General features: G+C 65.3%; 17 protein-coding genes. 9 read left to right on the top strand and 8 right to left on the bottom strand.

The genetic code is table 11. The annotated features are described in order from the left end of the window. Nucleotides 1-95 precede the first annotated feature (95 nt). On the top strand, nucleotides 96-971 hold the full coding sequence (locus F3H32_RS11695; RefSeq protein WP_149766023.1) for a LysR substrate-binding domain-containing protein: 876 nt from the start codon (nucleotides 96-98) through the stop codon (nucleotides 969-971). Here the strand turns inward: F3H32_RS11695 and F3H32_RS11690 are convergent. The 6 genes from F3H32_RS11690 to F3H32_RS11665 all read right to left on the bottom strand — a co-directional run bounded on the left by F3H32_RS11690 (nucleotide 968) and on the right by F3H32_RS11665 (nucleotide 6,997). Continuing rightward, the gene (locus tag F3H32_RS11690) at nucleotides 968-2,446 is read right to left on the bottom strand and encodes an FAD-dependent oxidoreductase (RefSeq protein WP_149766022.1); all 1,479 of its coding nucleotides are present in this window, start codon (nucleotides 2,444-2,446) and stop codon (nucleotides 968-970) included. The genes F3H32_RS11695 and F3H32_RS11690 overlap by 4 nt on opposite strands. Beyond that, the gene (locus F3H32_RS11685) at nucleotides 2,443-3,240 is read right to left on the bottom strand and encodes a pyrroline-5-carboxylate reductase family protein (protein WP_149766021.1); all 798 of its coding nucleotides are present in this window, start codon (nucleotides 3,238-3,240) and stop codon (nucleotides 2,443-2,445) included. Before F3H32_RS11685 ends, F3H32_RS11690 begins: the two co-directional genes overlap by 4 nt. Further along, on the bottom strand, nucleotides 3,237-4,310 hold the full coding sequence (locus F3H32_RS11680; protein ID WP_149766020.1) for a quaternary amine ABC transporter ATP-binding protein: 1,074 nt from the start codon (nucleotides 4,308-4,310) through the stop codon (nucleotides 3,237-3,239). Before F3H32_RS11680 ends, F3H32_RS11685 begins: the two co-directional genes overlap by 4 nt. Then, nucleotides 4,303-5,190 carry an ABC transporter permease gene (locus tag F3H32_RS11675; RefSeq protein ID WP_149766019.1) on the bottom strand — a complete coding sequence of 296 codons (888 nt, stop codon included), beginning with the start codon at nucleotides 5,188-5,190 and terminating at the stop codon, nucleotides 4,303-4,305. The genes F3H32_RS11680 and F3H32_RS11675 overlap by 8 nt, the downstream gene beginning before the upstream one ends. 65 nt (nucleotides 5,191-5,255) lie before the next feature. Next, nucleotides 5,256-6,254, bottom strand: a complete 999-nt coding sequence (locus tag F3H32_RS11670; RefSeq protein ID WP_149766018.1) for an ABC transporter substrate-binding protein — start codon at nucleotides 6,252-6,254, stop codon at nucleotides 5,256-5,258. A gap of 101 nt (nucleotides 6,255-6,355) precedes the next feature. Continuing rightward, complete coding sequence (locus F3H32_RS11665) at nucleotides 6,356-6,997, bottom strand: TetR/AcrR family transcriptional regulator (RefSeq protein WP_149766017.1); 642 nt, start codon at nucleotides 6,995-6,997, stop codon at nucleotides 6,356-6,358. Nucleotides 6,998-7,143: 146 nt separating this feature from the next. On the opposite strand from F3H32_RS11665, the gene hpbA reads away from it, so the two are divergent. The 5 genes from hpbA to F3H32_RS11640 all read left to right on the top strand — a co-directional run bounded on the left by hpbA (nucleotide 7,144) and on the right by F3H32_RS11640 (nucleotide 13,793). Beyond that, the gene (gene hpbA / locus F3H32_RS11660) at nucleotides 7,144-9,180 is read left to right on the top strand and encodes an N-methyl-L-proline N-demethylase HpbA (protein ID WP_149766016.1); all 2,037 of its coding nucleotides are present in this window, start codon (nucleotides 7,144-7,146) and stop codon (nucleotides 9,178-9,180) included. A 51-nt stretch (nucleotides 9,181-9,231) separates the two neighbouring features. After that, entirely contained in the window at nucleotides 9,232-10,173 is a 942-nt protein-coding gene (locus tag F3H32_RS11655) for a LysR family transcriptional regulator (protein ID WP_149766015.1), read from the top strand. 208 nt (nucleotides 10,174-10,381) lie between these two features. Then, nucleotides 10,382-11,455, top strand: coding sequence for an alcohol dehydrogenase family protein (locus tag F3H32_RS11650; protein ID WP_149766014.1), 1,074 nt, complete (start codon nucleotides 10,382-10,384; stop codon nucleotides 11,453-11,455). Nucleotides 11,456-11,465: 10 nt separating this feature from the next. After that, nucleotides 11,466-12,584: a mandelate racemase/muconate lactonizing enzyme family protein gene (locus F3H32_RS11645; RefSeq protein ID WP_149766013.1), complete on the top strand. Its 1,119-nt coding sequence runs from the start codon at nucleotides 11,466-11,468 to the stop codon at nucleotides 12,582-12,584. Nucleotides 12,585-12,875: 291 nt separating this feature from the next. Beyond that, entirely contained in the window at nucleotides 12,876-13,793 is a 918-nt protein-coding gene (locus F3H32_RS11640) for a glycine betaine ABC transporter substrate-binding protein (RefSeq protein ID WP_262494987.1), read from the top strand. A gap of 279 nt (nucleotides 13,794-14,072) precedes the next feature. Here the strand turns inward: F3H32_RS11640 and F3H32_RS11635 are convergent, their stop codons facing one another. Beyond that, nucleotides 14,073-14,651 (bottom strand): LuxR C-terminal-related transcriptional regulator, encoded by a 579-nt coding sequence (locus F3H32_RS11635; RefSeq protein WP_149766011.1) that lies wholly within the window; start codon nucleotides 14,649-14,651, stop codon nucleotides 14,073-14,075. A 118-nt stretch (nucleotides 14,652-14,769) separates the two neighbouring features. On the opposite strand from F3H32_RS11635, the gene F3H32_RS11630 reads away from it, so the two are divergent. Continuing rightward, nucleotides 14,770-15,507, top strand: coding sequence for a CoA transferase subunit A (locus F3H32_RS11630; RefSeq protein ID WP_149766010.1), 738 nt, complete (start codon nucleotides 14,770-14,772; stop codon nucleotides 15,505-15,507). Then, nucleotides 15,507-16,136, top strand: coding sequence for a CoA transferase subunit B (locus tag F3H32_RS11625; RefSeq protein WP_149766009.1), 630 nt, complete (start codon nucleotides 15,507-15,509; stop codon nucleotides 16,134-16,136). The genes F3H32_RS11630 and F3H32_RS11625 overlap by 1 nt, the downstream gene beginning before the upstream one ends. A 339-nt stretch (nucleotides 16,137-16,475) precedes the next feature. Here the strand turns inward: F3H32_RS11625 and F3H32_RS11620 are convergent, their stop codons facing one another. Further along, the gene (locus tag F3H32_RS11620; RefSeq protein ID WP_149766008.1) at nucleotides 16,476-16,769 is read right to left on the bottom strand and encodes a DUF4186 family protein; all 294 of its coding nucleotides are present in this window, start codon (nucleotides 16,767-16,769) and stop codon (nucleotides 16,476-16,478) included. A 99-nt stretch (nucleotides 16,770-16,868) separates the two neighbouring features. Here F3H32_RS11620 and F3H32_RS11615 point away from each other — a divergent pair, with 99 nt between their 5' ends. After that, on the top strand, nucleotides 16,869-18,515 hold the full coding sequence (locus F3H32_RS11615; RefSeq protein WP_416346029.1) for an IS1634-like element ISPfe2 family transposase: 1,647 nt from the start codon (nucleotides 16,869-16,871) through the stop codon (nucleotides 18,513-18,515). The last annotated feature ends 54 nt before the right edge of the window (nucleotides 18,516-18,569 follow it).

Below are 18,569 nucleotides of genomic sequence, written 5' to 3'. Positions count from 1 at the left end.
ACTGCGACAATCAGGCGCATGCAGCAGCTTGACAACGGCATAAAAATTCACCTTAGATTATCTGAGGTAATCTGAAACGCGGCGGAGCGAATTGGTTGCGCAGACCCTACGACCTTGCCTCGATCACCGCCCTGATGTGTTTCGAAGCCGCGGCCCGCAAGCTGAGCTTCAAGGCAGCCGCAAAGGAGGCTAACGTCACCCCCGCCGCGATCAGCCACCAGATCAAGGCGCTGGAACAGGACCTGGGCTGCGCGCTGTTCATCCGCCGCCATCGCGGGGTGGAACTGACCGAAAAGGGCGCCTTCCTGCTGGTCGCCCTGCAACGCGGCTTCGAGACCATCTCGGATTGCGTCACGCAATTGCGCGAAAGCCCCGAGGCGGTCGATGTCACCATCCGCGCCTCGACCGCGGTCAGTGCGCTGTGGCTGACCCCCAAGATCGGCGCGTTCTGGAAGGACCATCCGGGCGTCACTGTCTCGCAGATCATCAGCGATGTGCCGGGCCCGGCCGGCCGCCACGACCTGAGCATCCGCTATGCCATCCCCCAGGACGATGGCGAGGAATGGCGCCCGCTGTTCCACGACCGGATCCTGGCCCTGGGAACCGAGCGCTTTCGCCAGGACCACGGCATTCGCAGCGCCGCCGACCTGATGTCTGCCCCCTTGATCCATATGCGCAGCGAGGACAACGACTGGACCGGCTGGACGGAATGGTTCGCCGCATCGGGCCTTGCGGCGCCAAGGGGGCGCAGCCTGCATGTGAACAACTATATGATCGCCCTGCAAGCGGCCGAGGACGATGTCGGCGCCGTGCTGGGCTGGGACGGGCTGCTTGGAAACCTGCTGGACCAGGGCCGGCTGGTCCGGCTGGTGCCGGAAAGCATCCCTTCTCCGGCCGGCTTCCACCTGACGATCCATCCCCGCGCCTCGGCCAAAGCCCGGCTGTTCGCGGATTGGCTGGCGGTGGGCTAGGCGTCAGGGTTGACGTAGACCCGCGCGGTGTCTTCCTCGAAATGGCGCAACTCGTCCTGCCGGCGCGCCTCGGACCAGCCCAGGCTGGCGGCGGCGATGCGCGACAATTCTTCGGCACGGCCGCGGCCCAGGTCGGGCTCCAGCCCGTCGGGCAGCCGCCGGCGGATCAGGTCGGCAAGCCGCACCACATGTTCGGCGGCCACCCTCTGGCCGGTGCCCAGGCCGTCGGGCGGCGCGATGATCCCCGCCGGCGCCGGGCCACGCCGTCCCAGGCGGCTTTCGACCGCCCGCGCCACCTTTCGCGCCGCGTGGCGGTGCAGCATGATGGTCGAGCCGGTGACGGCCAGCAGGCCGGGCATCGCGGGATCCTCGGCCACCTCGACCGGCAGGCTGGTCTGGCGGCCGTCGCGGGTCGAGGTCGGCCGCACCCCGCACCAGCAATGCAGCACATCGGCGCGGGTCAGGCGCAGGGCGGGGAACAGGTGGTTCGCCTCGGCCAGGATATAGTCGATCTCGGCCTCCTCGACGCGGATGTCGTCGGGATCGGCGCTGACCTCGGTCTCGGTCGGGCCGATGAAATGGAAATCGCGCCAGGGAAAGACGTAATAGGGCTCGCCCTTGCGGGAAAAGGCTTCCAGCCCCTGGCCGCGGAACGCCGGGGGCAGGCGGACCATGACGTTGACGCCCTTGATGCCGATCACCCGCCGCTTGCCCCAGCCGCCGCCCGGCACCCGGTCGATCCAGGGGCCTGCGGCGTTCACCACCATGCGGGCGCGGACCTGCGCCCGGCCCTGCATCTCGGGCGCGCGTTCGTCCAGCGTGACCAGCCAATCCTCGCCCTCGCGCGCGATGGCGGTCGCTTCGGCATAGGTACGGATGGTGGCGCCGCGCCGCTCGGCATCCAGCGCGGTATCGACGCAGATGCGCTCGGGCCAGGCATACATGTATTCCTGAAACACCCCGACGCCGCGCAGGGGTCCGCCCAATGCTGCCGCCATGGCGCTTTCGCCGGCGGCTTTCGCAGGCGAGAGCCGGCGATAGGCCAGCGGCACCCGCCAGCCGTCCAGCGCCTCGACCAGGCGAAAGCCCAGGTCCACCAGCCAGGGCGGATAGCGGTCGCCCTTGCGGAACGGGTAATGGAAGCGGTGCTTCGTCAGATGGCCCGGCATGTCGCGCACCAGTTCGGCCCGGCAGCGCATCACCTCGCGGGTGTAGAGCAGCCGCTGGAACATGTCGGCGGGCCGAAAGGGCATCTGCCACAAGGGATAGCGGGCGGCCAGATAGCCGAGCCCGGAATAGAGCATGCGGCTGGAACGCGACGAGGTGCCGGCGCCGATATCGCCGCGATCCACCAGCAGGGTGCGAAAGCCGCGCCCGGCAAGCTGGCGCGCGCTGGCGCAGCCGACCGCGCCGGCGCCGATGACGACGGCGTCATAATCGGTGCCATCAAGGGCAGAGAGGGGCGGGCGGGTCATGCCGCGCCCCCTGCGTCCCGCGCCATGCGCCGCGCCTTGTCGGCCGCCGCGGCAAGGGCCGCCTGGATCGCATGGTCGAAACCCGCCGCCTCGGCCGCCTCGATGCCGGCGGCGGTGGTGCCGCGATAGTCGCGATAGGCGGCAAGCAGGGCGGGGGCCTGGGTTATGCGGCCCGCCAGCAGCCGTGCGCCGCCGACCACCACCGCCTCGGCCGCGCGCCAGGCGATGGCGTCCGAGACGCCCTGCGCCCGCATGAACCCGGCCATTGCCACCGCCATCAGCGCCGGATAGGCGGCGCCCGAGCCGGGCAGGGCGGTCATCAGGTCGATTTCGGCCTCGCGCGCCAGCTCGTCGGTGGTGCCGATGGCCGCAAGCAGCCGCCGCACCGTTTCGCGGTCGGCGTCGCTTACGTCCGGCCCGGCCCAGAAGGGCGAATAAGAGGCGCCGATCTCGGCCGCGGCATTCGGCATCGCCCGCACGATCCGCCCGCCGCAGCGCGCCAATTCCTCTGCCCCGATCCCGGCCAGGAACGAGACGACCAGCCGCCCATCGGCCCGCAGCGCCAGCCCCGGCCAGTCCTCGGGCCGCACCGAGACCACGATCACGTCGCTTTGCGCCACCAGATCCGCCACGTCCCGCGCCCAGGCCAGATCGGCATGGCCGTGATAATCTGCCCGCGGCCCGCTGCGATTGAGCAGCACCAGATCGCGCGGCGCGACGATGCCGCCGGCCAGCAGCCCCTTGCCAAGCGCCGATCCAAGCCAGCCCGTTGCGCCGATGATCCCGACCTTCACGCGACCGTCCCCGCGCTTTCCGTATGGGCGTTGCCCGTATAGGCGTTGCCCGTATAGGCGTTGATTGCGGCCTGGAAGGGGATAACCCCGATGGCGCGGCCCTCGGCATCCTGGACCCGCAGCGCCTGGAGGCGGCTGGCGGCCATCTGTTGCAGCGCCTCGGCGATGCTGGCCCCGGCGGCGATCGCGGCTTCGGGCAGGGCGTCGAACCCGTGCTGGGCCTGCATGACCGCGCCGACCTTCAGCACCTTGCCGCGGTCGACATGCTGGACGAAGTTCGCCACATAGTCGTCGGCCGGGCGCAGCACGATGTCCTGCGCCGTGCCCTGCTGGATCACCGAGCCGTCGCGCAACAGCGCGATGCGGTCGCCGATGCGCAGCGCCTCGTCCAGGTCGTGGGTGATGAAGACGATGGTCTTGCGCACCTCTTGCTGCAAATCCAGCAGCACGGTCTGCATGTCATAGCGGATCAGCGGGTCCAGCGCCGAATAGGCCTCGTCCATAAGCAGGATCGGCGCGTCGTTGACCAGCGCCCGCGCCAGCCCGACCCGCTGCTGCATGCCGCCGGAAAGCTGGCTGGGATAGCTTTTCTCGAACCCGTTCAGCCCGACGCGCTCGATCCAGCGCATGGCGATGCGGTTGCGCTCGGCCTCGGCCATGCCCTGGACCTCCAGCCCATAGGCGGCGTTGTCCAGCACGGTGCGATGCGGCAGCAGGCCGAATTTCTGGAATACCATCGCGGTCTTGTGGCGGCGGAACTCGCGCAATTCCTCGGGGGCCATCTCGACGACGTTGCGATCCTCGATAAGGATCTCGCCGGCCGTGGGTTCGATCAGGCGGTTGATATGGCGGATCAAGGTCGATTTGCCCGAGCCCGACAGCCCCATGATGACCTGGATGCAGCCCGGCGCGATGGAGATGTTGATGTCGCTGAGACCCAGCACATGGTGATGGCGGGCCTGGAGTTCGGCCTTGGTCATGCCGGCGCGGACGGCTTCGACATGCGCCTCGGGATTGGCGCCGAAGATCTTGTAAAGGTTGCGGATCTCGATGCCGATGGGATCAGTCATGGCGGGCCTCGTGATGTTTTTGCAGCCGCTTGCCCCAGGCCTGGCTGATGCGGTCGAACAGGATGGCGATGCCGACGATGGCGAAGCCGTTGAACAGGCCCATGGTGAAATACTGGTTGTTGATGGCGCGCAGCACCGGCTGGCCCAGCCCCTGCACCCCGATCATCGAGGCGATCACCACCATGGCCAGCGCCATCATGATGGTCTGGTTGATGCCGGCCATGATGGTGGGCAATGCCAGCGGCAGTTGCGCCTTGGTCAGTTTCTGCCAGGCTGATGAACCGAAGGCGTCGGTCGCCTCCAGCACTTCGGGATCGACCTGGCGGATGCCCAGGTTTGTCAGCCGGATCATCGGCGGAATGGCATAGATCACCACCGCGATCAGCCCCGGCACCCGGCCGATGCCCAAAAGCATGACCACCGGGATCAGGTAGACAAAGCTGGGCATGGTCTGCATGATGTCCAGGATCGGGCTGATGATCCGCTGCACCCGCTGCGAGCGCGCCATCAGGATGCCGAGCGGCAGCCCGACGGCGATGGACAAGAGCGTCGCGGCCAGCACCATCGAGATGGTCTTCATGGTATCGTCCCACATGCCGAACAGCCCGATCAGCACCAGCGTCACCACCGAGCCGATGACCACGCGCAGGTTGCGGCTGGCGCCCCAGGCCAGCCCCGCGACCACCAGCAGGATGATCGGCCAGGGCGTGCCCAAAAGCAGCCGCTCGAACCAGATCAGCAGGGTTTGAAGCGGGCTGAACAGGCCCTCGATCAGGTCGCCGTAGCTGCGGGTAAAGCTGCGGAAGGCATCGTCGATGATCCGCTGCAAGTCACGCAGCCATGCGTTCTTTAATTGGGGGAATGAGGTCAGCCATGTCATGAGGAAGTCGTCCGCCTGTTGCTGGGAAGGGAGGCGCGGCTTGGACACCGCGCACTTTCTTTTGCCTAGAGCGCGGCCTTGATCTTTTCGGCCGCATCGGGGCTTACCCATTGCGTCCAGGTTTCTTGGTTATTGCGCAGAAATTCCTGGGCCCCCGCCTCGCCGGTGGCCTGGTTGTCGGTCATCCAGGCCATCAGCGCGTTCACCGTCTCGTTGCTCCAACTGCGTTTCGACAGGTATTCCATGACCGCTGGGTCGGTGGTTTCCGAAAACTCCTTGGCCGCCAGCGTCAGGACCTCGTCCACCGGCCAGGCGTTGGGTTTCGGGTCGGGACAATCAGCGACCGAGGTGCAGCGCTTCCATTCCTCCATGTCCAGGGGAACGCCGAAGTCGATCTGCACCATCTCGTATTTGCCCAGCAGGGCCGTGGGCGCCCAGTAATAGCCGACCCAGCCCTGCTTGCGCTCGTAAGCCCGCGCGATTGCGCCGTCATGGCCCGCCGCCGAGCCGGGATCGACAAGCACGAACCCCTTGTCCTCGGCGCCGAAGCCCTTGGCAAGCTGTGTCGTGACGATATTGCCGCCCCAGCCCGCAGGCCCGGTATAGATGGCGCCCTTGCCCGGCTCTTCCGGTGCGGGGAAGAGTTCGGGATGGGCAAGGACATCTGCGGCGGTTCTGATTTCGGGATGTTCATCCTGGATATATTTGGGGATGAACCAGCCCTGGACGCCGCCATCCGACAGCGCCTTGCCGACCGCGACGATCTTGCCCTCGGCAAGGCCGGTTTCGAACAGTTCCGGCATCAGTCCGACCCAGCCCTCGGGCACCACTTCGGGCTTGCCCTTTTCGACCAGCGAGGTGATGGCCGGGACGGTATCGGCGATGACGATTTCGGCGTCGCAGCCATAGCCTTCGTTCAGGATGAACTGGTCCAGGCTGGCCAGCACCTCGGCGCTTTGCCAGTTCATGCTGGCGATCGTCAGGCTGCCGCATTCCGCCCAGGCGGTTCCGGCCAGTGCCAGAAAGGGCAGGGTGGCGGCGCCGAGAATAAGGGGTCGTGTCATGGTCTTGCTCCCTGTCGCGACATGCGTTCTCGCTGCCCGGATCGTCGCACTGTCCGGGGGCTGGAAGGAGCGGTTGCGCCCCTTGTCGTCATGGACCGCTCTTACGACGGCGGGTTGGCCGAGCTTCTTACGCGGGCGTCGAAGCGCGCGATCTCGCGCGGCTCGGGGGCCTGCCCGGTATAGATTTCGACATAGGTGGGGATGCGCGCCAGCCGGGTTTCCACCTCTTCCTGCGCGCGCATCGAGATATAGCCGATCTGGGTCAGATAGATGGTGCGCGCCCGGACATCGGCGCCCTGTTCCTGGTGGCCCCAGCGCATCAGCATCTGGCGCAGCGCCGCCAGCCGGGTTTCGTCGGCGGCGACCACGCGCGCGCCGACCTTGTCGTCCTGCAAGGCCCAACTGCGCACCGCGAATTCCAGCTTGCTGTCGAAGATGCCGCAAAGGAAACAGGCCAGCACGTTCAGCATCGCCTCGGCCGGGCTTTCGGCATATTCTTGGGTGGCGCGGACCAGCGGCGCGGTCGTCCTTTCCTCCCAGCCGTCGATCAGGGCGGTCAGCAGCGCCTCTCGATCCTCGAAAAACCAATAGAAACTGGTGCGGGACAGGTTCAGATTCTTGGCCAGGGGCTGGATCTTGACCGCGTCGATGCCCCCGTCGATCAGCGCCTGATAACCGGTTTCAAGCCAGCCCTCACGGGACCCGCGCCATCCAGTTTCAGCCGTTGCTGCACGATTTTTCATGCCCTTGGACTAGCCCCGTATTTGATTCGGTTCAAGGAAAAATGTCCTTTCATGACCATCTCATGTTCATGGTTGATTTTTTAATTGACACAGGTGAACATTGCTCTGATTTTGAGCGGCGACTCCCCATCTTTCACAGGCAGGCCATGTCGAACGATCCCCTTTTGCAGCCTTATCAGCTGAAGCATCTGACGCTTCGCAACCGGATCATGATCACCAGCCATGAACCGGCCTATCCCGAAGACGGCATGCCCAAGGACCGCTATCGCGCCTATCACGTCGAGCGCGCAAAGGCCGGGGTGGCGCTGACCATGACGGCGGGGTCGGCTTCGGTGTCGCGCGACAGCCCGCCGGTGTTCAACAACATCCTCGCCTGGAAGGACGAGGTGGTCGGCTGGATGAGGCAGCTCACCGACGAATGCCACGACCACGGCTGCGCGGTGATGATCCAGCTTACCCATCTGGGCCGGCGCACCCGCTGGGACAAGGCCGACTGGCTGCCGGTCGTATCCCCCAGCCACGAGCGCGAGGCGGCGCATCGGTCATTCCCCAAGAAGATGGAGGATTGGGACATCGACCGCATCATCGGCGATTATGTCGATGCGGCGGAACGCATGAAGGCGGCGGGGCTGGACGGGCTGGAATTGCAGGCCTATGGCCACCTGATGGACCAGTTCTGGTCGCCGCTGACCAACGACCTGGACGGGACCTATGGCGGCAGCCTGGACAACCGGCTGCGCTTTACCTTCGACGTGCTGCGCGGCATCCGCGACCGCTGCGGCGAGGATTTCATCCTGGGCGTGCGCTATACCGGCGACGAGGACCTGCCGGGCGGGATCACCGCCGAGGACGGGCTGGCGATCTCGCAAAAGCTCAAGGACAGCGGGCTGGTGGATTTCCTGAACGTGGTCAAGGGGCATATCGACACCGATGCCGGGCTGACCGACGTGATCCCGGTGCAGGGCATGAGGAACGCCCCGCATCTGGACTTCGCCGGGCAGATCAGGAAGGCCACGGGTTTCCCGACCTTTCATGCGGCCAAGATCCCCGACGTGCCGACCGCCCGCCATGCCATTGCCGCAGGGCTGCTGGACATGGTCGGCATGACCCGCGCGCATATGGCCGACCCGCATCTGGTCCGCAAGGTGATCGAGGGGCGCGAGGACGACATCCGCCCCTGCGTCGGCGCGAACTACTGCCTGGACCGCATCTATCAGGGCGGGCTGGCCTTTTGCCTGCATAACGCCGCAACCGGGCGCGAAGAGACGATGCCGCACAGCATCCCGTCCGCCCCGGCTAAGAAGCGCGTCACCGTGGTCGGCGCCGGCCCCGCGGGGATGGAGGCGGCCCGCGTCGCCGCCGAACGCGGCCACGCGGTGACGGTCTTCGAGGCGGCCGACCAGCCCGGCGGCCAGATCCGCCTGACCGCCCTGGACGAGCGGCGCCGCGAGATGATCTCGATCATCGCCTGGCGCATGGCGCAATGCGAAAAGCACGGCGTGACCTTCAACTTCAACAGCTTCGCCGATGCGGACGACGTTCTGGCCACCGCACCGGACGAGGTGATCATCGCCACCGGCGGCCTGCCGCATGTCGAGGTTCTGGCGGAAGGCAACGATCTGGTCGTCTCGGCCTGGGATATCCTGTCGGGCGATGTGAAGCCCGGTCAGAACGTGCTGATCTTTGACGATGCGGGCGATCACGCCGCGTTGCAGGCCGCCGATCTGATCGCCGCGACCGGCGCCAGGGTGGAAATCGTGACGCCGGACCGCAGCTTCTCGCCCGAGGTGATGGCGATGAACCTGGTGCCCTATATGCGCAACCTGCAAAAGCGCGACACGACCTTCACCGTGACCTGGCGGCTGATGTCGGTCGCGCGCGAGGGCAACCGGCTGCGCGCGCGGCTGGGCAGCGATTACGGCGCCTTCGCCCGCGAGCGCATCGTGGATCAGGTGGTGGTCAACCATGGCACCCGCCCGCTGGACGAGCTGTATTTCGAGCTGAAGCCGCTGTCCTTCAACCTGGGCGAGGTCGATTACGAGGCGCTGACCACCAGCGGCTTGCAGGATGTCCGCAAGAACCCCGAGGGCCGCTTTCGGCTTTATCGCATCGGCGACGCGGTGGCGGCGCGCAACACCCATGCCGCGATCTACGACGCGCTGCGGCTGGTCAAGGATCTGTAAGGCAAAGCATCCCAGGAAACCTGTTCATTCCGGCCAAGACGAGAGGCAGCCGTGGTTCGCCGTTACTATGACCTTCCGTCCCTTAATGCGCTGGCCGTGTTCGAAGCTGCTGCAAGACATTCAAGCTTCAAGCTGGCCGCGCAGGAGATGAACGTGACGCCGGGCGCGGTCAGCCGTCAGATCAAGGCCGTTGAAACGGAACTGGGCGCGCCGCTTTTTCTAAGAAACGGCAAAGGCGTGGTGCTGACCGGGGCGGGAGAAGAGCTGTTCCACGTCCTGGCAAGCGGCTTTTCCCGCGCGTCCGAAGTCGTTCGCTCGATCAAGGAGGGCGAGGCCTCCAACCTCGTCGCAATTGCATGCAGCGATGTCTTTGCGACCATGTGGCTTATCCCTCGGATGCCGGATTTCTGGACCCGGCACCCGCGGGTCTTCGTCGATCACATCGTCTGGGAGAATGGGCGGAACTACCGCAGAAGCGATGTCGAATTGCGGGTGCGATACGGTCTTGGCTCCTGGGTCGATGAAACGGCGGAACTGCTTTTCGACGACTGTATCTATCCGGTGTGCAGCCCGGCCTTTGCGCGGCAGCACGAGGGGGCAAGGATTGCCGATCTGGTGGACTTGCCGCTGCTGAGCGTGGAATGGGTCGAGCCCGACTGGCTGGGCTGGGACGAGGTTCTTCTGCGCGGCGGAATCAAGGCCGGGGCGCTGCGGGGGCGGCGCTTTGGCAAGTTCAGCATCGCCCTCCAGGCTGCCATGGCGGACCAGGGGCTGGTGATCGGCTGGCACCGGCTGGTCGGACCACTGGTAGAGCAGGGGGCGCTGGTCCGGTTCACCGACCTGATCGTGCCGGCGCCCGGCGGCTATTACCTGACCTGGAACAGCACGCGCAAGCTGTCGGATACCGCAATGGTCATGCGCGACTGGATACGGGATCAGGCCCGCCAGGTGCGCGAGATGCCGGGTTTCGCAGCCAGCCTTCCGCCGGGTTGAGATGCCGTGCAATCCCGCGGCCGGGCCGGCATTGGCTTCGCCGAGTTGACTTCAGCTCAACTCGATTTGGAAATTTTCGTGCGTTGCTCCGAATCCGAACGCACTTCTTGATGGGCGGATGATCGTCTCGCGCGCGCCTGGGGCGGGGATCGGTCCGAACGAACCAAGGATAACTGCAATGCCGTCAGACGATGCAATTCCCACAGAAATGACCGCCGTCCTGCTGACCGGGCATGGCGGCTTTGAAAAGCTGGAGATCCGGGACGACGTTGCAGTGCCGGTTCCCGGACCGGACGAGGTGCTGATCAAGGTCGCCGCCGCCGGCATCAACAATACCGACATCAACACCCGGATCGGATGGTATTCGAAAGGGGTCACGGGCGCGACCTCGGATGGCGGCGCCGATGGCTATGAGACCACGAATGACGACGATGCCAGTTGGTCGGGGGTCGCGCTGAGCTTTCCGCGCATCCAGGGCGCCGATTGCTGCGGGCGGATCGTCGCGGTGGGCAAGGGCGTAAGCCCCGACCGCATCGGCGAGCGGGTGCTGGTCCGCAACATGCTGCGGTCCTATGTCGGCTACCGGCCCTGGGAATGCTGGACCTTTGGTTCCGAATGCGACGGGGCCTTCGCGCAATACGCCAAGGCCCCCGCGCCCGAGACCTACAAGGTCGATTGCGATTGGAGCGATGCCGAACTGGCCTCGATGCCCTGCGCCTGGTCGACGGCCGAGGGCATGATCCATCGCGCGCAGGTCGGCAAGGGCGAGCATGTGGTCATCACCGGCGCCTCGGGCGGGGTCGGTTCGGCGGCGATCCAACTGGCCAAGCGCCGGGGCGCGCGGGTGACAGCTATCGCGGGCGGGAACAAGGCCAAGCAGTTGCGGGCGCTTGGGGCGGATCAGGTGGTCCCGCGCGGCGACCCGTTATCCGATCACGTCGCGCCGCAATCCGTCGATGTCGTCCTGGACGTGGTGGCCGGTTCCGGCTTTCCCGAACTTCTTCAGGCGCTGAAGCGGGGCGGGCGCTATGCAGTGGCCGGCGCCATCGCCGGGCCGATCGTCGAGCTGGACGTGCGCACCCTGTATCTCAAGGATCTGACCTTCTTCGGCTGCACCTTCCAAGAGGACGAGGTGTTCGAAAACCTGGTGTCTTACATCGAGCGTGGCGAGATCCGGCCGAATGTCGCCGGAACCTGGCCCCTGGAGCAGATCGTCGAGGCCCAGAAGGAATTCCTGTCCAAGAACACCGGCGGCAAGCTGGTGCTGACCATCCCCCAGTAAGGCGAAACCCATGTCCGCACTTGCCATCGAAAAAATCGACGTGTTCCAGGTGGAACTGCCCTATTCCGGCGGGGTCTACACGCTGTCGGGCGGCCGGGAATATCGCAGCTTCGACGCGACGATCGTTCGCGTCACCACCGATAGCGGGCTGGAAGGATGGGGCGAAAGCACGCCTTTCGGCGCGACCTATATCGCCTCGCATGCCTTGGGGGTCCGGGCCGGCATCGCCGAGATCGCGCCACATCTGCTGGGGCTGGACCCGCGCCGGGTCGACCGGATCAACGACGCCATGGACCAGGCGCTGCTGGGGCACGATCATGCCAAGACGGCGCTGGACGTGGCCTGCTGGGACATCTTCGGGAAATCCGTCGGCATGCCGGTCTGCGACCTGCTGGGCGGCCGCACCGATGCGCGGATGCCGGTGATCTCCTCGATCTACATGGGCGAGCCTGAGGATATGCGCCGCCGCGTGGCCGAGCATCGGGGGCGGGGCTATATCGGCCATTCGGTCAAGATCAGCGGCGACCCGGCAGAGGATGCCGCCCGCATCGCCGCGTCGCTGGCCGACAAGCGGCCGGGCGAATTCTTCATCGTGGATGCGAATGGCGGCATGAGCGTCGAGACGGCCCTACGCATGCTGCGCCTGCTGCCGCACGGCCTGGATTTCGTGCTGGAGGCGCCCTGCGCGACCTGGCGCGAATGCCTGTCGCTGCGCCGCCGCAGCGATGTGCCGATCATCTTCGACGAGTTGGCGCAAAGCGATGCCTCGATCGTCCAGCTGATCGCCGACGATGCGGCGGAAGGCATCGGGCTGAAAATCTCGAAGAACGGCGGCCTGACCCGCGGGCGGCGGCACCGCGATATCTGCCTGGCCGCCGGCTATACGGTCAGCGTGCAGGAAACCACCGGCTCGGACATCGCTTTTGCGGCCATCGTCCATCTGGGCCAGACGGTGCCCTTGCGGCAGCTTCGCTGCCTGCTGGAATGCCGCGACATGGTCTCGTTGAAGACGGCCGATGGCGAGTTCCGTGTCGAGAACGGCCATGTCCGCGCCCCGGATGTGCCGGGCCTGGGCGTGACCCCGCGCCTGGAGGTTCTGGGCGATCCGGTGGCCTCTTATCAGCGGTGATGGCTTGCGGCCGGGCATATCGCGGGCGCGCGCCCGCGGAAAACCGACTTGACAGAATCGCCCTTAGTCGAAAATTTCGTAGAATGAATATCGTATACCAATATGCGACAAGGACTGCTCCGCGGGGCAGGTGAGATGCTCCTAAACCGGGTCAGGGAACAACGCGGCAGCCTGTCCCGATCAACGCCGCACACGGGGAGAAAGAACATGCACAAACTACTCGCTTCCACTGTCTTGGCCGCCGGCCTCTTTGGCGGCGCATGGTCGGCCAGTGCCCAGGATTGCGGCAACGTGACCTTGGCGCTTCATAACGTCCAAAGTGCCGAGCTGCTGACCTATGTCGACAAGTTCGTCCTTGAGAATGGCTTTGGCTGCCGTGTCGAGACCATTCCCGGCGACACGGTGCCCTCGACCACCTCGATGATCGAGAAGGGCTCGCCCGACGTTTCTTCCGAAACCTGGGTGGATCTGCTGCCCGAGATCGTGCCGCAGGGGCTGAATGACGGCAAGATCGTCTATGGCGCGCCGGCCCTTCCCGATGGCGGCATCCAGGGCTGGTGGATTCCGAAATACCTTGCCGACGCGCATCCCGACATCAAGACGGTCGAAGATGCCCTGGCGCATCCCGAACTTTTCCCTGACCCCGAAAACCCCGACCGGGGCGTGATCTTCAATGGCGCCGAAGGCTGGGGCGCCACGGTCGTCACCGCGCAACTGTTCAAGGCCTATGAGGCCGAAAAAAAGGGCTTCAACCTGATACGGCCCGGATCGGCCGCGGGCCTTGATGGTGCCATCGCGCGGGCCTATGAGCGCCAGGAAGGCTTCGTTACCTATTACTGGGCCCCGACCGCGCTGCTGGGTCGTTATGAACTGGTGCTGCTGGAGCCCAATGCACAGCAGGACCCGGCCGAATGGGAAAGGTGCATCACCAACCTGGATTGCCCCGATCCCAAGGTGACGGCCTGGCCGGTCGATAAGGTCATGACGGTGGTGACCAAGAATTTTGCCGACCGCATCGACCCTGCGATCATGGAGTATTTCAACACCCGCGGCTGGAGCAATGACACCGTCGCCGGCCTGATGGCCTGGCAGGGCGAGAACCAGGCGATGGGAGAGGATGCCGCCCTTTATTTCCTGGAGGAAAACAAGGATATCTGGACAAAGTGGCTGCCCGCCGAAGTCGTGGAAAAGGTCGAGGCGGCGCTTTGATCCTGGCCGCTGCGTCATGACGGCCTGACAAGGCCCCGCAGCGATCATGGTGCTGAAAATCCCAGGCTTCGCCCGATTGCGTCGGGCGAGGCTTTCATCCCATGCCGACATAGCGGGGAAGCGAACATGGCGTTCAGGCGCATGATCCATGCCGTCGATACCCATGCCGGAACGCCGATGCGGGTGATTGCCAAGGGGCGTTCCGCATATTGCAGATCGCCCTACGGTGGAAAGCCAGTGATAATCCGTATTATGTAGCAAATGAACGCCGGAACACCTTCAGGCCGAGCCGATGTCGAGCAGCCGCCGCACGAGTTCGAAACTGTTGCGCACGCCCGTCTTGCGGATCATGTTGGCGCGGTGGACCTCGACCGTCCGCGGCGAGCAGCCCAGCGACTTGGCGATCTCCTTGCTGGTGAAGCCATTGACCAGATAGCCGGCGATGCGTTTTTCGGTCGCGGTCAGCAGGCTGCCCGCCCCGACCGCCGACTCTGCCGTATCCAGCGGCCGATAGGTCCAGATCGCCAGGCGATGCGGGTCGGCCTGGTCCATGGTCCGGCCCCGGCCCTCCATCCAGACGATCCGGCCATCCTTATGACGCATGAAGCGTTCGTCACGGTAGAACGGGCGCTCGCGCAGCGCCTTGCAGGCGCGTTCGCCCACCAGTTCGAAATCGGTCTCGCCGGGGTAAAGGCAACGCATGGACCGGCCCTCCAATGCCTGCGGGGACCAGCCGAATACCGTCTCGACCATCAGGCTGGCGCGGACGATCAACCGCTCGGCCAGGACAAGCGTCGCATCGGGCGCATTGCGAAAACCCAGGCTGTCATAATCACCGGCTGCGGCGGGGCGTTGCATGTAAACACCTATCCATCTACGTATTCCTACGGATAGAGCATTTGCGCCGCATGCGACAGGGTGGACTGCGGCGGAACGCAGACGGGCTGCCGGGGGGTCATCAAATCGAGGGATGCGCATGACAGGATCGAACAAGATATATCCCAGCGCGGATGCCGCGCTTGACGGGCTGCTGACGGATGGGATGCTGATCGCGGCCGGCGGTTTCGGGCTGTGCGGCATTCCCGAATTGCTGATCGAGGCGATCTTGCGCGCGGGCACCAAGGACCTGACCGTCGCCAGCAACAATTGCGGCGTCGACGGCTTTGGCCTGGGCAAGCTGCTGGATTCGCGGCAGATCCGCAAGATGATCTCTTCCTACGTGGGCGAGAACGCCGAGTTCATGCGGCAATACCTGTCGGGAGAGCTGGAGCTGGAGTTCAACCCGCAGGGCACCCTGGCCGAACGCATGCGGGCGGGCGGCGCCGGCATCCCCGGCTTTTATACCCGCACCGGCGTCGGCACCGTGATCGCCGAGGGCAAGGACCACAAGGATTTCGACGGCCAGACCTATATCCTGGAACGCGGCATCGTCGCGGACCTGTCGATCGTCAAGGGCTGGAAGGCGGACGAGTCGGGCAATGTGGTGTTCCGCAAGACCGCGCGCAACTTCAACGTGCCGGCGGCGAAATGCGGCCGCGTCTGCATCTGCGAGGTCGAGGAGATCGTGCCCACCGGCAGCCTGGACGCCGACGCCATCCACCTGCCGGGCATCTATGTCCACCGCCTGGTCCAGGGCCAGCACGAGAAGCGTATCGAACAGCGCACGACGCGTTCGCGCGTCTCCGACACGACCAGCAAGAAGGAGACCGTCTGATGCCTTGGGACCGCAACCAGATGGCGGCGCGGGCCGCGCAGGAATTGCAGGACGGCTGGTATGTGAACCTGGGGATCGGCATCCCGACGCTGGTGGCGAACTACATCCCCGAAGGGGTGCATGTCACGCTGCAATCGGAAAACGGCATGCTGGGCATCGGCCCCTTTCCCTATGAGGGCGAAGAGGACCCCGACCTGATCAATGCCGGCAAGCAGACGGTGACGGAGCTGCCGCAGACCGCCTATTTCGACAGCGCCGAAAGCTTCGCCATGATCCGCGGCGGCAAGATCGCCATGGCGATCCTGGGCGCGATGGAGGTGGCCGAGAACGGCGACCTGGCGAACTGGATGATCCCCGGCAAGCTGGTCAAGGGCATGGGCGGGGCGATGGACCTGGTCGCGGGCGTGGGCCGGGTGGTGGTGGTGATGGACCACAGCTCGAAACACGGGGAATCGAAGGTGCTGAAATCCTGCACCCTGCCGCTGACCGGCAAGGGGGTGGTCAACCGGATCATCACCAACCTTGGCGTGCTGGACGTGGTCGAGGGCGGGCTGAAGATCGTCGAGCTGGCCGAGGGCGTCAGCGAGGACGAGTTGCGCGCCGCGACCGAGGCGACCATCGTCGGCTGAGCGTCAAGCTGGCAGAGGGGGCTGTCTGCCCCCTCTTGCGGCTGGCGCCGCAATTCACCCCCGAGGATATTTCGGCACGAAAGAAGCAGGCGGGGACGGCGCAACGGGCCGGATCATCGGCATGACCCTGGGCTTTCCCGGCCCGGAGGCCTGGTCGGCGCTTTGCCGCTGCCGCCGCCGGCGGGAGGCTGGAAAAGAGAAGCCGGACCCGAAGGCCCGGCAGTCCGGTACCACGACAAATCTGCAAAACTTGACTGACTGATCAATTAACACATGCGGCGATTCGCTGAAAACGATTTCAGCGCCGGGCTGGAATTCCCCATAGCGGGGGCGCGGCACCTATCGGGGCGGGTGCGGGCTTGCCGGATCGAAACCCATCTGCCGGTCGATCCAGGCCATCAGCAGATCGCCGATCCGTGCCTGCTCGGCCGCGTCGAGCGCCCGCCCCCGCGGGATGCGGTGCCATTTTTCCAGGCAGCCGCGGCAGCAGCAGGCCGTGGCATGCTGGGCGATGAAGACCGGATGGCCGCGCATCGGCGTCTGGCGGCCGTCATTCGCCGGTGCGGCCGGCGCCCCGAAGTTCGACAAAATTGGTCTATGTTTGAGGGGTGTCGGTCCGTCTGATCGAGTCATCTCAATGGGTTAGTGATATCTAAGGGTCAAAGTTCTGTAGTCACACGTCGACAGCTGTTTTGGTTTGCCTGGATGGTTCAACTGCAATATTCTGTAGGTATGTTTGTTCGGATCAGCAAAAGCGGTGAACGGCGCTACCTGCAGCTCGTCGAGTCCTATCGGAACGAGGCGGGGCAACCGCGCCATCGGGTTGTTGCCAACCTTGGCCGCATCGACGGGATGCAGGATGGCCATCTCGACCCGTTGATCCGCGGCCTTTGCCGCGTGGCCGGGCGCGACGAACCAGAAGCACCAGAGATCTCTCACGCACCTGCCAAAGCATTTGGAGACGTTTTCGCGCTGCACGAACTATGGAGGGATCTCGGCTTTGACCGCGCCCTCGGCCGCGCTCTTCGATCCGGCAAGCGCAAGCTGGATGTCGAGGCGTTGGTGCGGGCGATGGTCTTCAACCGCCTGTGCGACCCTTCCAGCAAGCTGGGGTGCCTGCGCTGGCTCGACACCGTGGCCATGCCCGAGATGCCGGCCAAGGTCGAGCATCACCATCTCCTGCGCGCCATGGACGCCCTGATGGACAATGTTGATCGCGTAGAGGCTGAGCTGGCCCGTCAGATCCGGCCCTTGGTCGATCGCGATCTGACGGTTGTCTTCTACGACCTGACCACCGTGCGCATCCACGGTGAAGGAGAGGTCGAGGACGACATCCGCGCCTTTGGCATGAACAAGGAGACCGGTGGGATCGCCCGCCAGTTCGTGCTTGGCGTCGTGCAGACCGCCGAGGGGCTGCCGCTCATGCATACCGTGCATCCGGGCAACGTGGCCGAGACCAAGACGCTGCAAGCCATGCTGACCACCGTCCTGCAGCGCTTCCCGATCGAGCGCGTGATCCTGGTGGCCGACCGCGGGCTGCTTAGCCTCGACAATATTGGCGCCCTGACATCTCTGGCCGAACAGGGCGGGCGAACGTTGGAGTTCATCCTCGCCGTCCCCGCGCGCCGCTACAGCGACCTGGTCGAGACCTTCCGAGACATGGCCTTTGACGAGAACGGGCTGACCGAGGATCGTTTTGCTGGTCACCGCCTGATCGTTGCCCATGATCCCTTCCGCGCCGCCGAGCAGGCCGGCCGCCGCCGGGCACGCATCGCCGAGCTGGAGGCCATGGCCGAGAAGATGGTCGGCAAGCTTGATGCCCAGGATGCGGGAAAGACCGCAAAGGGGCGCCGTGCTTCCGACCGCGGGGCCTACAGCCGCTTCACCCGAGCCGTCGCAGAGGCAGAACTCACGCGCTTCCTCAAGGCCGATCTCGACGCAGATCGCTTCAGCTGGCACGTCGATGAAGACGCCATTGCTGAGGCGGAACTCTTCGACGGCAAGCTCGCGCTGATCACCAACGCCCCGGACCTGCCCCCTGCCGAGGCCGTCGCCCGCTACAAGGGCCTTGCCGACATCGAGCGGGGCTTCCGCGTGCTCAAATCTGACATCGAGATCGCGCCAGTCCACCATCGGCTGCCCGAGCGCATCCGCGCGCACGCGCTGATCTGCTTCCTGGCCCTCGTTCTCTACCGCGTCATGCGCATGCGCCTGAAAGCCAGGGGGCACAGCGCAAGCCCCAGAACCGCGCTCGACATGCTCGCGCGCATACAGCGCCACAGCACGAAAATCGGCGAACGCTCAATTGATGGCCTCTCAACGACAACCCCGGAACAATTGGAGCTGTTCAACACCCTGAACCTGCCAAAACCTGCCTAAGAGCCGTCCCGTAGTCACACAAAGGCGAAATCCGCCTCAGAGAAATCAATCGCT

The organism is Paracoccus thiocyanatus (assembly GCF_900156255.1).
In the GTDB taxonomy this organism is placed as follows: Bacteria; Pseudomonadota; Alphaproteobacteria; order Rhodobacterales; family Rhodobacteraceae; genus Paracoccus; species Paracoccus thiocyanatus.
The sequence above is the reverse complement of the archived record's forward strand: the minus strand, read 5'-3'. Positions and strand labels throughout refer to the sequence as shown.